Genomic DNA, 14,502 nt, shown 5'->3' with positions numbered 1-14,502 from the left:
GCCTCGTTGAAACAGGAAAAGAAGGACGCCATTTACTTAGTTTTGCCAAACTTACCATTAATGGCCGCGGGAGTCCGCATCGACTGCGAAGTGGCGGTCATATTTTTCGGCGCATGCGCGGTTGGCGGGGATATTTTCCCCACCGCGGCCTCAGGCAGCGGCCCACCCTGCGGTGCCGGTAGGCCACTGCACAGAGAAGTTAGAAGCCGGCTTTCTTCAGGGCATCGGCCATGGTCCCCTTGGCTGCCGGGCGCCCGCGGGAGCCTCCACGATCGGAGTTGCGGCCCCCCTTCTTCCCCGCTGCGCGCGAGGGTTTTTGACCGCCGCGTTTGCCGGATCCGCGCGGCGAATCGCCGCCGCGACGCTTCGGCGCAGGCTGGCCTGGTTCATCATCCAGCCGCAGCGACAGGCCGATGCGCTGGCGATCAACGTCAACCTCCATCACCTTGACCTTGACCACCTGGCCAGAGCGCACGACTTCATGGGGATCAGAAACAAACTGATGGCTCATTGCAGAGACATGGACGAGTCCGTCTTGGTGCACGCCGATATCCACAAACGCGCCGAAGGCCGCGACGTTGGTGACCGTGCCCTCCAGCACCATGCCTGGGGTAAGGTCAGAGACCTTATGCACGCCTTCTTTAAAGGTGGCGGTCTTAAACTCAGGGCGCGGATCGCGGCCGGGCTTATCTAGCTCGGCGATGATATCGCTCACGGTAGGGATACCGAAGGTCTCGTCCGCAAAATCGGCGGGATCCAGCTTGTCCAGCACCCGGTTATTGCCAATGAGCTCGCCGATGCCCAGCCCCGTCTGCTCCGCAATCCTTGTCACGATGGGATAGGCCTCGGGGTGAACCGCCGACGCATCGAGCGGGTCCGCTCCCCCATTAATGCGCAGGAAGCCGGCGGATTGTTCAAAGGCCTTCGGGCCTAAGCGCGGCACCTTCTTCAGCTCCTTGCGGGTAGCAAAAGAGCCATTGTCATTGCGGTAGGCCACGATATTGGCGGCGATGGTGGGGTTAACACCCGCCACGCGCTCCAATAGCGGCGCCGAGGCCGTATTGAGGTCGACGCCGACGCCATTGACGGCGCTTTCTACCACGCCATCCAACGTCCGGGCCAGCGACGACTGGTTCACATCGTGCTGATACTGGCCCACTCCGATGGCCTTAGGATCGATTTTCACCAGCTCTGCCAGCGGATCCTGCAGGCGCCGGGCAATAGAGACCGCCCCGCGCAGCGAGACATCCATATCGGGGAATTCCTCCGCCGCCAGCTGCGATGCGGAGTAGACCGATGCGCCGGATTCGGAAACCACGACGGGCGTCGGCCGCTGACCCCCAGCCTGTTTGAGCAGGTCAGCAATCTCGTGCGCGAGCTTTTCTGTTTCCCTGGAGGCAGTGCCATTGCCGATGGCCATAAGGTCAACCGAGTGCCGCGCGCACAGTGTGGACAGGGTCTGTACCGCCTGCGACCACTGGTTTTGCGGCTGATGGGGATAGACGATGGTGGTATCGAGCACCTTGCCCGTTTTATCCACCACGGCGCATTTGGTGCCGTTGCGGTAGCCCGGGTCAAGGCCGATGGTGGCGCGCTGGCCCGCGGGGGCGGCAAGCAGCACATCGCGCAGGTTCGTGGCAAAGACCTTGAGCGCGTCTTCTTCTGCTACTTCTTTCAAGCGCATGCGCACATCTAGACTGGAAGAAACATACAGCTTGGTGCGCCATCCCCAGTGCACGGCGTTATCCAACCACGCGGAGCTGCGTTCCAACTCGAACCGATCCGCGATGAGGTTCTCGTAGTCGGCGTCGTCACCGGCATCGAGGTGCAACTGCAGCACTCCCTCGTTCTCCCCGCGCAGGAGTGCCAGAATGCGGTGGGAAGGAAGCGAAGAAAAAGGTTCGTTGAAGTCGAAGTAATCCTTGAACTTCGCCCCCTCGGCTTCCTTTCCTTCCACCACCTGCGCCTGCATGGCACCCTGGTTAAACATGCGCTCGCGCACACTGCCTACCAAGTCTGCATCGAGCGCGAAGCGATCGATAAGAATGGAGCGCGCCCCCTCTAGCGCCTTCTTGGTATCCGCGAAACCTTCCGTAATAAAACCCTGTGCCAGTTCCTCCGGCTGGGCCTGCAGCTGCGCAATCAATGTGTCGGTCAGCTCTTCCAAGCCGGCTTCCCGCGCGATATCCGCCTTTGTCTTGCGCCGCTTCTTATACGGCAGATACAAATCCTCAAGCCGCGCTTTGGTATCGCAGGCGAGGATCTGGCTACGCAGGTCATCGCTAAGCTTGCCCTGCTCTTCAATGGCGGCAAGGATCGTCTCTTTACGCTCTTCCAGCTCGCGCAGGTAGGTGGCCCGCTCTTCGATGGTGCGCAGTTGCGCGTCATCCAAACCACCCGTGACCTCCTTGCGATAGCGCGCAATGAAAGGCACCGTATTTCCCTCCGCCAGAAGCCTTAGCGCCGTCGAAACCTGGGTTTCTTGAGCGCCAATCTCCGCCGCGATGGTGGCCGCAATATTCACGTAGGTTCCTCACACTTCCATTTCAAAGCTTGGTATGGGACCCACCCAATTTACCGCATGCGTTTTCCGCCGCCCCAGACGGCCAGTGCGGGACACATAAAAATCCTCTTCTTCCCGCACGCTGAAAGCAGGAAGAAGAGGAATGAAACACGCCCCAATTTAGTGGATGACTACCCGGGCCCTATCGCCGCCGGTGCAGCTTACCCGCGAGGAGTTCCCGGAGCAATACATCGTATAGGTACCACCGGTAGTCGGTGAATAGACGCTCAAGGTGACATCCGTTCCGCCACCGGACACCCAGTTATTCATAAAGGTGTTGTAGACATTTTTTGCAAATGCCTCTGACGTTTTACTGGTGGCAGCGTAATAGCTCGTGTAGTCGCCCCACGAGTGCCCATTGCCGCTACTTACAGGTGCCTGTGCTGGGGCGGGCGCAGGTGCCTGCTCAGTCTTGGTCACGGTAGCTTCACTACCCGACGACTTCTCGTCGTCCTTGTCATCAACGCTTGTGGAGTCCGCCTTTTGTTGGAATTGGCTTTCCTGCGCGGTGGCGCTGGACTTATCGCCATTTCCTTGCACGAAAAAGAATGCGGCAGCAGCAACGGCCAATAGCGCCACAACTCCCAAAATGATCGCCGCAATCATGGCCCCATTCCCGCGGCTCTGTTGCGGCTGAGAATACGCGGGGTACTGGTTGTACTGCGACTGTTGGTTGTATCCGCCAAAATCATTTCCATTGGGAGAAGTCATGCGAGAGAGTCCTTGGAGAGCAAGTAAAAAAGCGAGTGTGTGCTGCACTTACAGTAGCACTACCCAGCACCGATACAAGTTTTCCAGGGAATTTTTCTTAATTTTCTTCGCTGGATTCTGCGCTCCACACCGGCTCGGCCGACCACGCGAATTCGGTATGCCCGATTTCTGTACTTCCCAACCACGCCGCGGTGGGCGGTAAGCACTCAGCAACCATCGGCGCGACGGAGGGCAGGGCTGCTGTGGTATCGCCATTGACGATGACCCGCCACAGCGGCGTGCCCTCCGCTGCGGTTCCATTGCTGAATTCATATTCCAGGGCCAATGGGCTAGCTTTCGGCGGCGACGGGGAAACTACGGTGGCAAAAATATTTACCGGCACAAAACCAGCATCGCGCAGTTTCTCCGGCATACCAGCCAGGCTTTCTTCCCATTCTTCCTGGCTCATCAGCACAGAAAGATCCACGCTCACCCGCACTACTGTGCCTTGCCTTTCGGTTCACGCTCGCTCAATTGCGCTACAAATGCCTTATCCGCCTTACTCAATTCCACCTGATCCAATAACTCCGGGCGGCGCTGCCACGTGCGCTCCAACGCTTGTTCCCTGCGCCACCGATCTACCAGACCATGATTTCCAGAAGTCAAAACCTCCGGCACCGCAAGCCCGCGCCACTCGCGCGGTTTGGTATAGCTCGGGCCTTCCAATAGGCCATCTGAAAAGGAATCCTCTTCATGCGAGCGCTTATTACCCAATACCCCGGGGATAAGGCGGACTACGGCTTCTGCGATCACCAATACGGCGACCTCCCCACCAATGAGCACATAATCCCCGATGGATACTTCCCGAACGCGGTAGCGCTTCTTTGCATCTTCAACCACGCGCTGGTCGATGCCCTCGTAACGCCCACAGGCAAAAACAATATGTTCCTCGGTGGACCACGACCGCGCATCCGCTTGGGTAAACGGCGCCCCAGCCGGGGTAGGAACCAGAAGCAGCGGGAGGGCGCCATCTTCACTGTCGCTCTCTCGCTCGTCGTGTGCCGCATCGGCGCCATACGCTTGAGCTTCGACGCCTTCTAATTCATCGTGTCGTGGGCGGTTGAGGTGCGGCAGGGAGGAATCGAGGGTGGGGGCGGTGGCCCCGAGTGCGACATCGTCAAGCGCAGGGCCCCATACCTCAGGTTTCATGACCATTCCTGGGCCGCCGCCAAAGGGGGAGTCATCGACCGATTTATGCGCATCCGTGGCCCACTGCCGCAGATCGTGCACGCCCACCTCGAGACGGCCCTGCTCGATTGCCTTGCCTAAAAGGGCATGGCGCAGCGGCTGTAGGTATTCCGGAAAGATGGTCACTACATCAAGCCTCATAGATCCAACAACCCTTCTGGGGGTTGGATGATGCACGTGCCGGCTTCCAAGTCCACTTCGGGGACGATTGCATGGACAAAGGGCACCAAGGCGGAGCTGCCCGAAGCTAGCTCAACCTCTAAGAGGTCTTGGCTAGGCCCGTGCACGACGGAGGTCACAGAGCCGATGTCTTCCCCCTCGTGGATAACGCGCAGGCCTTCGAGCTCGTGGTCATAAAAGCCCTCGTCGTCATCCTCTAATGGGGCAGCGAAAAATTGGGTGCCGCGCAGGCTTTCCGCCTGCGTGCGATTGGCAATTTCCTTGCACGTCACCAAAAGCCTGCCCTTGTGGCTGCGCACCGCAGAGATATTCAACTCGTGCTCCTTGCGACCCTGCCTTCCCCGCAGTGTTTCTCCTACCGCAAAGCGCACCTCAGGCTCATCGGTGGTGGGCTCTACCACCACTTCTCCCTTGATCCCATGCGACTTAATGACGCGCCCAATCATCAATTCCATGGCGCAGAGTTTACCGCATACACCCAGCTGCTCTTATTTCCTGCCGCGCTCCCCACAATCTCGCTCTTAGGCATTACGCTTGAAGCATGAACGACTCTTCCCACCCGTCCTCCGATCCTCGCAGTGTGCATCAGGAGGCACCGAACTCCCCCTTGACCGACCTTGATCTGGTGGCTTTGGCGCCTCCCACCGATCCTGAACGCGAGCGCCCTGGGGTTAAGCGAGTCTTAAACGGTGAGCGCGCAAACCTGATCCTTTTCAGTTTTGCCCCTGGTCAATCCCTGCCAGATCACAAAGCCGCCCATCCGATCACCGTGCAGGCGATACGCGGCGAAGTGAATTTCACTTGTGGGGAGAACACGGTCACACTAGCCCCAGGTAACATTGTGCACTTACCCGCCTATATAGTGCATAGCGTTGCCGCACCCCTACCGGATGTGAACTCGGACTCTCCGACAGAACAGTCAGACGGGCAACCGGCACTAATGCTTTTAACGATGCTTACAGGCTAATTGGAATACACACACCGTTAGGACAGATTTTGGATACATCGCAGTCTCATAACAAGCCTTACCACCACGGAAACCTCCACGACGAGCTGCTACGGATCGCCGTGCAATTAGGAAAGGAAAAAGGCCCAGAGGCTATTACCATCCGCGCCGTCACCCGCGCGGCAGGAGTGTCCCCCACCTCGGCCTACCGGCACTTTAAGGATCAGGAAGAACTGCACGATAAGGTAGCCGAACTAGCCACCGACGAGCTCGTGCGCCGCCTTCACCACACCACCGATAAAGCTGGCGTCCTCGCCTTCCCCGATCACCTCGTGCAGGTTGGGTATGCCTACCTCGAATTTGCCTTGGATGAAACGAACTTCTTCCGTTGCATGTTGGAGTGGAAGGCGCTTCGCTTTATGCTCGGCGTAGACCCCTCAACTCCCGATGATCCAAAAAGCGAGCACCTGAATCTGATTCAGCGCTACTTCGATCTCTTGGCCCGTCACGCCCAAGCCCAAGGCCAAACGCCCAATAAAGAGTATTTCCTACACAATAGCTTGCTGTCTTGGTCCGCCGTCCACGGGTTTACCGTACTTGCCATTGACGGGCCCCTGTCTAAACTGCCACGGGAGGAAATCTATCAGCTATTCAAACCCGTCGTCGCAGGCAGCTTGCGCGGGATGGATTTTAAAGATCCAGGCGATGTATACGCCAATTACCCCGAATTGCGGCCACGCTCTGAATAGCGCTAGCCACTAGCCTCAGTGTCGGCCGCGCGCTGGCCGAGCGCGCAAAATCCCCCACTCGTTATCGCGCATAAATGCAACGATGACAGGTGGGGGATGAAGCTTATGCACAGCGCCCTAATCAGTAAAGGGCGCTAGAGACCGAGCAGATTACTCTGCGGACTCCTCAGAAGCTTCTGCTTCAGCGTCTGCCTCGCCGGCAGCAGCAGCGGCAGTCTCAGCTGCAGCAGCCTCTTCAGCTTCCTTCTTCTTCTTTGCTTCTTCCTTGGCCTTCTTCTTTTCAGTGATAGCCTCGATGGTTGGGCCGTTATTAGCCTCAGCCAGTGCCTCGTTGAAGAGGTCCAGCTTGGACTTCTTCTCTTCGGCAACCTTCAAGGTGCCTTCTGCGCCCGGCAGGCCCTTGTGCTTCTGCCAGTCACCGGTGACCTTCAGTAGTGCCAAAACAGGCTCGGTAGGCTGTGCACCAACGGACAGCCAGTGCTGTGCGCGCTCGGAGTCGATCTTGATGAGGGAAGGCTCTTCCTTCGGGTGGTAGATGCCAATGTTCTCGATGACCTTGCCGCTGCGGCGGGTACGAGCATCAGCGATAACTACGCGGTATTCAGCGGCGCGGATCTTACCTACGCGCTGCAGTTTAATTTTGACAGCCATGATGGCTCCTTTTCTAGTCACTGGGCAGTTCAGACACGCGCTTTTTAGCACGCCGGTTCAACCCTTGGATTTTATCTGCGCGTGACGTACCGGCCGACCGTAGACGGGAACGGTGTTACGCAGAATGAAACGTCTCATTATCGTCAGCAGTTCACACCACTGCGATAACCCGAACCATTTTAGCGTGTGCAGGCAGTATTTTAAAATCTCCGCGTCTCCCGCATTCTACCTTGCCTCGTTATGCCTCCGAGACCATTAAAGAGTACCCTTATTAGCCGAACGTAAACCTTTGACCCAGAAGGCTTAGAAGTACGCCACGCTTGTTTCCCCATGAGCAAGCGCACGAAATGACGTTTTATGACAAATGATTCTCCACGCAACTTTCGATACCGCTATGACCTCGATGGTCTGCGCGGTATCGCAATTGGCCTCGTAGTTATCTACCACGTCTTTGTCGGTCGTGTCTCCGGCGGCGTGGATGTCTTTTTACTGCTTTCCGGTTACTTCTTTTTAGGCTCACAGCTGCGCTATGCCGGCAAGCCCAACGCGTCATTGAACCCATGGTGGCCAATCTGGCGCACGTTGCGCCGCTTGGTACCAAGCCTTGTTTTGGTCATCGGTGTGACGTATATCTTCGTGCGCCTTTTCACGCCGCAGCTCATGCGCACTGAATTTACCCAGCAAATTACGGCAACCATGCTGTACTACCAGAACTGGGAGCTGGCGCGCCAACACGCTGACTACACTGCGGCCGCCGCCGATACTTCCCCGCTGCAGCATATGTGGTCGATGTCCGTGCAGGGCCAGTTCTACCTGATGGGCATTGCCTTTGCCCTCATCCTGGCTGCGATAATGAAATGGCGCCCGCAGCAATCTTCACTGCGCACAAGCCGCTTCCCCACGGTCAACCAAATCGCCGGCCCCATCCTCATCGTGGTGACCATCATTTCCTTTGCCTATGCCTCGCGCCATGGGCTACACGGAACTCCAGAAAACTACTACTCCACGTGGTCGCGCGCCTGGGAGTTGACCCTTGGTGCGGTTCTAGCCATCTACGGTTCTGCATGGAAGATTCCTGCGCGTTTTTATGATCTGTTTACTGGCCTTGGCCTTTTCATGCTGGTCTTTACTGGTGCCATCATCGCAGAGACCACCGCCTACCCAGGACCGCTCTCGCTTTTGCCTTTGGGCGGTGCCGTGCTCATCATCTTGGGCGGTGGCGGCAAGATCTCCAAGGCCATGGCCTCTAAAAAGGCGCGCTGGCTAGGCGATGTCGCCTATCCACTGTATCTATGGCACTGGCCGCTGCTTATTTTGTCCACCTCGTACTTGGGCCAGCAGACCCCGTCGTGGTGGCTGGGCATCATTATTATTGCCATCTCCCTGCTGCTTGCAGATATCACGCATCGCTTCATCGAGCGTCCCCTGCGCCAGCACCGCAAGCGACCCTTAGCAGAGGATCTTCCAGCCCACAAGGCCGTCTCCAGCCTGTCCACCCGAGCTGGGGCGGGACGAGCCATTGGCGGTGCCGTGGTCGCCAGCTGTGCCGCGGCGCTGCTGCTCATTCAGCCCCTGTGGCTGCGCACCCTAAATATCGCTGACGCAGAGATACTCGATCCCCAGCAATATCCCGGCGCCACCACGTTCATTAATGACATCACCCCGCCGGACGGCGTAGAGATCAAACCTGATCCCATCGTGGCTAGAGGAATCCAGCCGCCGGTTGCTGCAAACTGGTGCTTCGTGCCCGATAGCCAGCCCGCTGATTTCTTCTTTGAAACGCGCAGGGACGGCAAGACCCCCTGCATTTTCGGCGACACTACTGCCGAAAAGGAAGTCTATTTGGTGGGAGGATCCCACGCGGAGCAATACTCGTCTGCCCTCGACCGCCTCGGCCGAGAGATGGGTTTCAAGCTGGTTCCCCTCTTGCGCCAAGGTTGCCCCATCGAGCTTGGCGATGACGTCACGGTCAGCCCCGAATGCGCCGAGTGGGGTGAACTGGTCATGGACCGCATTGCCGAAGCCCAGCCAGAGTTGGTTATCTCCAATACCACCCGCCCGCAAAACGAATTCGGGCATGGCCCCGATGCTGTCCCCGCCGGTTACCAAACCTTTTGGGAAGAGCTATCCAAGCGCAATATCCCCTTCCTGGGTTTCCGCGATAACCCGTGGGGATTCGATGAGGACGGGGAGCCGCGCGAATTCGATGAGTGCTACGTTGCCAACGAAGACGCTGTAGGCTGCGGCATGCGCTTTGAGCAGGTCTACCAACCGTATGATCCAGGTGCGGTAGTCCTTTCGCAGTACGAGAACATGCTGTCCCTCGATACCGCGCCGTGGTTCTGCGACGCTAATGGTGATTGCCCGGTCATCATCGGTAACACCATGGTCTACCGCGATATGCACCACATCACCAACGCCTTTGCGGATTCCGCAATGCCGATGATCCGAGAAGCCCTCACGCCCTTCTTGAACGGTGAAAAGGTCCAGCAAGAGGCGCCAGAAATCTCTCCCGAAGAGGCGGAGGCAGCACTAGAGGAATCGCCTGCTGCCCCCACCACCGGTGGCACGCGGCGCGCCAACCCAGTGCCGTACCCCACTGCCCCAGAAAACGATCCGGTGTAGACGCTCCCCCGCGACGGCACGCACAAAGGTGGCCCATGACCTGAGAGGTCATGGGCCACCTTCTATTTATGTCTCTGCGCGGCTACTTTTTGCCCTTGCCAAAGTTGAGGTTATCGAGGTCGATATTCTCCATGCCCTTGGGCATCTTGGGCATGCCGGGGATCTTTCCACCGCCAAGGCCACCGGCACCGCCGGCACCGCCCATTTGCTGCTGCAGCTGCTGTAGCTCTTCCATCGACGGCATACCACCGCCCATTCCTGGCATACCACCCGGCATCTTGGGGCCGCGGTTGCCACCGCCGCCCTTGCCCTTCTTGCGCTTGCCGTTTTTGCCCTTGCGGCCCTTGGGCTTTTTCTTGGTGGCAGAACGTCCGCCACCGCCCATGCCAAATTGGCCGGCCATCTTGGACATCATCTTCTTGGCCTGGTTGAAGCGCTCAATGAGCTGGTTGACCTCAGAAACGCTCACACCGGAACCATTGGCAATGCGCTTGCGGCGCGACGCGTTCAAGATCTTCGGGTTCTCGCGCTCTTCTGGGGTCATACCGCGGATGATGGCCTGGATGCGATCCAGCTGCTTTTCATCCACCATGGCGGCCATTTCATTCATCTGCTTGCCGCCAGGCATCATCTTCAGCAGGTTGCCAATTGGACCCATCTTGCGGATCATCAGCATCTGGTCCAAGAAGTCATTCAGCGTGAGCTCGCCGGAGCCAAGCTTAGAGGCTGCTTCTTCGGCCTTCTGGTGATCCAGGGTGGCTTCCGCCTGCTCAATCAGGGAGAGCAGGTCACCCATGCCCAGAATGCGGCTAGACATGCGCTCTGGGTGGAAGACATCAAAATCATCGAGCTTCTCACCGGTGGACGCATACAAAATCGGCTTACCGGTCACCTCACGAATGGACAGCGCTGCACCACCGCGGGCGTCACCATCCAGCTTCGTGAGAACCACACCGGTAAAGTCCACGCCATCGCGGAAGGCCTCCGCCGTTTGCACGGCGTCCTGACCAATCATGGAGTCGATGACGAACAGGACTTCATTCGGATTGACGGCATCGCGGATATTGCGCGCCTGCGTCATCAGGGTTTCATCAATACCCAAGCGGCCGGCAGTATCGATGATGACCACATCGTGCTGCTTTTGCTTTGCCTCAGCAATACCGCGCTTGGCGACGTCCACCGGGTCCCCGTGCGAGGTACCCATCTCGTGGTCATTGGAATCCAGGGAGGTACCTGGGTCTGGAGCGAAGGTCGGGACTTCCGCGCGCTCGCCGACGATCTGCAGCTGCTGCACGGCTCCTGGGCGCTGCAAGTCACAGGCCACGAGCATCGGGGTGTGCCCCTGCTTCGTGAGGTGCTTGGCCAATTTACCGGCCAAGGTGGTTTTACCAGCACCCTGCAGACCGGCCAGCATGATGACGGTCGGTGGATTCTTGGCCAAGTTCAACCGGCGGGTTTCTCCGCCTAGGATCTCAATGAGCTCCTCATTGACGATCTTGACCACCTGTTGGGCGGGGTTGAGCGCCTCAGATACTTCCGCGCCGCGGGCGCGTTCCTTGATGCGCTTGATAAACCCGCGCACCACCGTTAGAGAAACGTCAGCTTCCAGCAAGGCCAAACGAATCTCACGAGTCGTGGCGTTGATATCCGCCTCAGTTAATTTGCCCTTGCCGCGCAGGCCCGCCAGGGCTGACTGTAGGCGGTCTGATAGTGAGTCAAACACTACGGATGCGCTCCCTTAAATTAGATCGATCTAAAGTTCAATTATTCAATCTTAGTCCCTAGCCAGGGCCCTGGTCACATTCCCCACCACCTGGGCGCGAGAAACCGAAGCGCCAAAGAAAACGTGCACAATCATCGTGGCACCCAGGATCTCATGGCGCAGCCACATAAACTCCGGCAAAGCCTCCACCAGATAGCCCAACGCGCCTATCCTCTCCACGGTGCGAATCTCTAAGATTCCGCCCACGTTAAACGCCGCCGTCGTGGGCTCACCTGCGATCTCAGGAAGCTCGGTATATGTCCGCGAATTATAGGACTGGATAAACCGGTCCGGTTCCGCGGCCTCTCTCAGCGTCTTTTGCACGGTGCGGATGACAAATTCCGCCTGATAGTCACCAGCATCACCGCGCACGAAATTGGCCCGCACGATGGTCCACCCCAGGGCAGATATCAACGCAAAAATGCGCTTAAACTCTGCCTTATTGGCGCCGGACCAGGTCACTGTGACCACTTCCTCCTGCCAATCAACCGCAAGCCCTACTCCATGCTCGTCCTGCGGAACGCGAACTAAAGGGCGGGTGACTATGCGAGGCTTATTCGCTTCTAAAGCGCGAGCGACGATAAGGGCCTGCGCCTGTGCGGTGCGAGCAGACCACACGCCAGGGCCCGTCGATAAGGCATCCGCCTTGGATAAGGTCGCAAGCAGCGAAATGGTCAATTGGTCATAATGGCAGGCGTTTAATAGGGCATCGCGCGCGGCATCCGAGCGCGGATCCATCGTCGCCGCCAATCGCGCCAGGCTCGTATGCTCTGCCACCACGGTTTGCACGCGGGAGATATCTGCAAGGTTAAACCGCATGCGCGCGGCCTGCCGCGCCGCCATCTCTGCTCCTACTTGCTCGTGCGGGCGGTCATGGCCCTTTCCCAAATCGTGATACAACGCAGCCAAGAGGAGGAGATCTGGGCGGGCCACCGATGTGCGCACCTCGGCGCAGCGCGTCACGGTGGCAACCAAGTGATAATCCACGGAATGCATGTGGCTGCGTTCCCTGGGCAATAATCCGCGCACATGGCCCCATTCGGGGACTAAACGCTCCCACAGCCCATAGCGATCCAACTCCGCAATCACCCGTGGGGTATTGGACGGCGAAGATAAAATAGCGAAAAAGTCATCCACGGCCGCCCGTGACCACCGCTCCGGTGGGGGCGGCAGCTCCTGCAATGCCCGCCACGTCTTTGCCGAAACGGAATAACCCGTCCGGGCCGCGGCCGCCCCAACGCGGGTCAGCAGCCATGGATCTGCATAATTAGGCGTGCGGGCCAGAGAGATAACTGCCCCGTCCGCTACGACATCCACGTCGAGGGGCCGCCGCACGCGATCCCGGCCCTGTGCCGGACCAGCGCCGCGACTGCCCAAAACGCCCCTTGCTGTGGCCAAGCTACGCTCTACCGCATCGTCGATAGCGGTTGCCGCAGTAACCAACGCTGCCGTTAGCTCATAGCGGCTGCTAAACCCCAATTCATCAGCAATATCGGCAGCAAAATCCGGGTCCAAAATATCGCGGTGTCGGCGAGCCTTTACGTGCAAAAGGGTTCGTGCATCGAGTAACAGCCGCCGCTCTTCCTCCAGCGCGGGCAGATCACACAGATTTCCTAGAGCTAAAGCGCGCAAGAGCTGAATATCGCGCAAACCCCCACGCCCGTTCTTCAGGTCTGGGTTGGTCATGGTGGCAACGGCGCCAGAACGGTTCCACCGCGCAATGGCAATATCGACAAAGCTATCAAAGCCCCGCTGTAGTTGCCGCCGCCATGCGCTTAGGAGGCGCTGACGGGCGTCATCGACAAGCACCTTCTCGCCTGCGATGTAGGTCAGATCCAACTGCGCGAAGCCAGCCGAGGCGTCCTGCAGGGCAATTTCAGCGCACTCCTGTGGGGTGCGCAAGGCGAAGTCCAACCGATATTTGGCATCCCACACCGGGTACCACAAATCCTCTACCAGGCTGGGATCCGGCTCGTGGTCCTGCGAGACGATCAAGATGACATCAATATCGGAATAGGGAGTCATCTCCTGCCTGGCCAAAGAGCCAGTTGCAGCTAGCGCCGTGTGCGGCGGTAGGTCCAAATCCTGGAGTACGCGCACCGCCGCGGCGTAGGCTTCGCTGCGAAGAGCGGATGCTGCCACCATTGTTGCTTAGAGGGCGGTCTCGCCGCGCTCCCCGGTGCGGATGCGGATGACGTCTTCTACAGGGGTAATCCAAATCTTGCCATCGCCAATCTTGCCGGTATAAGCGGCATCCACAATGGCGTCAATAAGGTCTTCCACATGGTCATCAGCGGTCAAAACTTCCAACTTCACCTTGGGTACAAAGTCCGTGGCGTACTCCGCGCCGCGGTAAACCTCGCTGTGCCCGCTCTGCTGCCCAAAGCCCTGGCTTTCGGTCACGGTAAGCCCATGCACATCTTGTTGTTTTAATGCCTCCCGGATATCCGGCAAGGTAAACGGTTTAACAATGGCGGTAATTAATTTCATTTAATCCTCCTACGGAAAAGTCTAATTCGGCGGCCAAGCATGGCGCGGATATGCTGCGTTCTAGTCTAACCCCGCCCAACTTCCGAATGTGCCCGAATTACGGTGGCAATCGGTAGGTTACGGCTTGATCGGCTGCGGTAAGCACTGCGGCAGCCGATAAGAAACGCGGGCCGCACCCCCTCCGTGGAGAAGGTACGAACCCGCGCTACTGATTAGGGAAAGATAACCCTAGATTTCGTCTTCATCAGCGTAGACGGTCTGAATTTTCTCATTATTGTGTTTAGCGTGTTTGACGTCAGTAACCGCAACGCCATAGATGGAACGCCCCAGATAAAACGATCCCACCGAGCCGATAATCCAGACGCCAAAGCACGCGAGGAGCCCCTTGATAAGAAGGCCAAGCGAAAAGCCATCCTGACCAAAATCCACCACAAGCTTGGCGACGATGATAAGCGGCACAGCCAACCCCACGGTCGGGCCCATCAGGTTGGCTCGGGTCAGGGCATCCGGTGCGCGCCACAAGGAAACCACGGTTGCCACCACGAGGATGGTGGCCACAATGAGCAGGACCGAAGCAATAATCTCGTATACAGCCATG

At 58.2% G+C, this 14,502-nt stretch carries 13 protein-coding genes; 3 read left to right on the top strand and 10 right to left on the bottom strand.

The annotated features are described in order from the left end of the window. Window positions 1–199: 199 nt before the first annotated feature. From ABRP98_RS00790 to rimM, 5 genes are all read right to left on the bottom strand, one after another. On the bottom strand, window positions 200–2,524 hold the full coding sequence (locus ABRP98_RS00790; protein WP_349857042.1) for a Tex family protein: 2,325 nt from the start codon (window positions 2,522–2,524) through the stop codon (window positions 200–202). Window positions 2,525–2,683: 159 nt separating this feature from the next. Next, the gene (locus ABRP98_RS00785) at window positions 2,684–3,274 is read right to left on the bottom strand and encodes a hypothetical protein (RefSeq protein WP_349857041.1); all 591 of its coding nucleotides are present in this window, start codon (window positions 3,272–3,274) and stop codon (window positions 2,684–2,686) included. A 97-nt stretch (window positions 3,275–3,371) separates the two neighbouring features. Next, a complete protein-coding gene (locus tag ABRP98_RS00780) occupies window positions 3,372–3,746 on the bottom strand; it encodes a hypothetical protein (protein WP_349857040.1) in 375 nt (124 codons plus the stop codon). Between the two features lie 5 nt (window positions 3,747–3,751). After that, the gene (gene trmD / locus ABRP98_RS00775) at window positions 3,752–4,642 is read right to left on the bottom strand and encodes a tRNA (guanosine(37)-N1)-methyltransferase TrmD (RefSeq protein ID WP_349857039.1); all 891 of its coding nucleotides are present in this window, start codon (window positions 4,640–4,642) and stop codon (window positions 3,752–3,754) included. Then, window positions 4,639–5,136: a ribosome maturation factor RimM gene (gene rimM, locus ABRP98_RS00770; protein WP_349857038.1), complete on the bottom strand. Its 498-nt coding sequence runs from the start codon at window positions 5,134–5,136 to the stop codon at window positions 4,639–4,641. Before rimM ends, trmD begins: the two co-directional genes overlap by 4 nt. An 86-nt stretch (window positions 5,137–5,222) precedes the next feature. Between rimM and ABRP98_RS00765 the strand changes: the two genes are divergently transcribed. Both ABRP98_RS00765 and ABRP98_RS00760 read left to right on the top strand, forming a co-directional pair. Further along, the gene (locus tag ABRP98_RS00765) at window positions 5,223–5,648 is read left to right on the top strand and encodes a cupin domain-containing protein (RefSeq protein WP_349857037.1); all 426 of its coding nucleotides are present in this window, start codon (window positions 5,223–5,225) and stop codon (window positions 5,646–5,648) included. Window positions 5,649–5,677: 29 nt separating this feature from the next. After that, window positions 5,678–6,376, top strand: coding sequence for a TetR/AcrR family transcriptional regulator (locus ABRP98_RS00760; RefSeq protein ID WP_349857036.1), 699 nt, complete (start codon window positions 5,678–5,680; stop codon window positions 6,374–6,376). A 150-nt stretch (window positions 6,377–6,526) separates the two neighbouring features. On the opposite strand, the gene rpsP is transcribed toward ABRP98_RS00760, so the two are convergent. Beyond that, window positions 6,527–7,027, bottom strand: coding sequence for a 30S ribosomal protein S16 (rpsP, locus tag ABRP98_RS00755; RefSeq protein ID WP_349857035.1), 501 nt, complete (start codon window positions 7,025–7,027; stop codon window positions 6,527–6,529). 357 nt (window positions 7,028–7,384) lie between these two features. Between rpsP and ABRP98_RS00750 the strand changes: the two genes are divergently transcribed. After that, entirely contained in the window at window positions 7,385–9,652 is a 2,268-nt protein-coding gene (locus ABRP98_RS00750; protein ID WP_349857034.1) for an acyltransferase family protein, read from the top strand. 82 nt (window positions 9,653–9,734) lie between these two features. Here ABRP98_RS00750 and ffh read toward each other — a convergent pair whose 3' ends face one another. The 4 genes from ffh to ABRP98_RS00730 form a co-directional block, all read right to left on the bottom strand. Continuing rightward, the gene (gene ffh, locus ABRP98_RS00745; RefSeq protein WP_284851454.1) at window positions 9,735–11,375 is read right to left on the bottom strand and encodes a signal recognition particle protein; all 1,641 of its coding nucleotides are present in this window, start codon (window positions 11,373–11,375) and stop codon (window positions 9,735–9,737) included. Between the two features lie 51 nt (window positions 11,376–11,426). Next, window positions 11,427–13,559: a [protein-PII] uridylyltransferase gene (locus tag ABRP98_RS00740; protein WP_349857033.1), complete on the bottom strand. Its 2,133-nt coding sequence runs from the start codon at window positions 13,557–13,559 to the stop codon at window positions 11,427–11,429. A 6-nt stretch (window positions 13,560–13,565) separates the two neighbouring features. Continuing rightward, on the bottom strand, window positions 13,566–13,904 hold the full coding sequence (locus ABRP98_RS00735; protein WP_284851978.1) for a P-II family nitrogen regulator: 339 nt from the start codon (window positions 13,902–13,904) through the stop codon (window positions 13,566–13,568). Between the two features lie 228 nt (window positions 13,905–14,132). Continuing rightward, entirely contained in the window at window positions 14,133–14,501 is a 369-nt protein-coding gene (locus ABRP98_RS00730; RefSeq protein WP_349857032.1) for a Na+/H+ antiporter subunit G, read from the bottom strand. Window position 14,502: the final 1 nt, after the last annotated feature.

Origin of the sequence: Corynebacterium sp. KPL2838 (genome assembly GCF_040225455.1) — a bacterium.
Taxonomy (GTDB): domain Bacteria; phylum Actinomycetota; class Actinomycetes; order Mycobacteriales; family Mycobacteriaceae; genus Corynebacterium; species Corynebacterium rhinophilum.
This window is presented reverse-complemented; position numbering and strand designations above follow the sequence as displayed.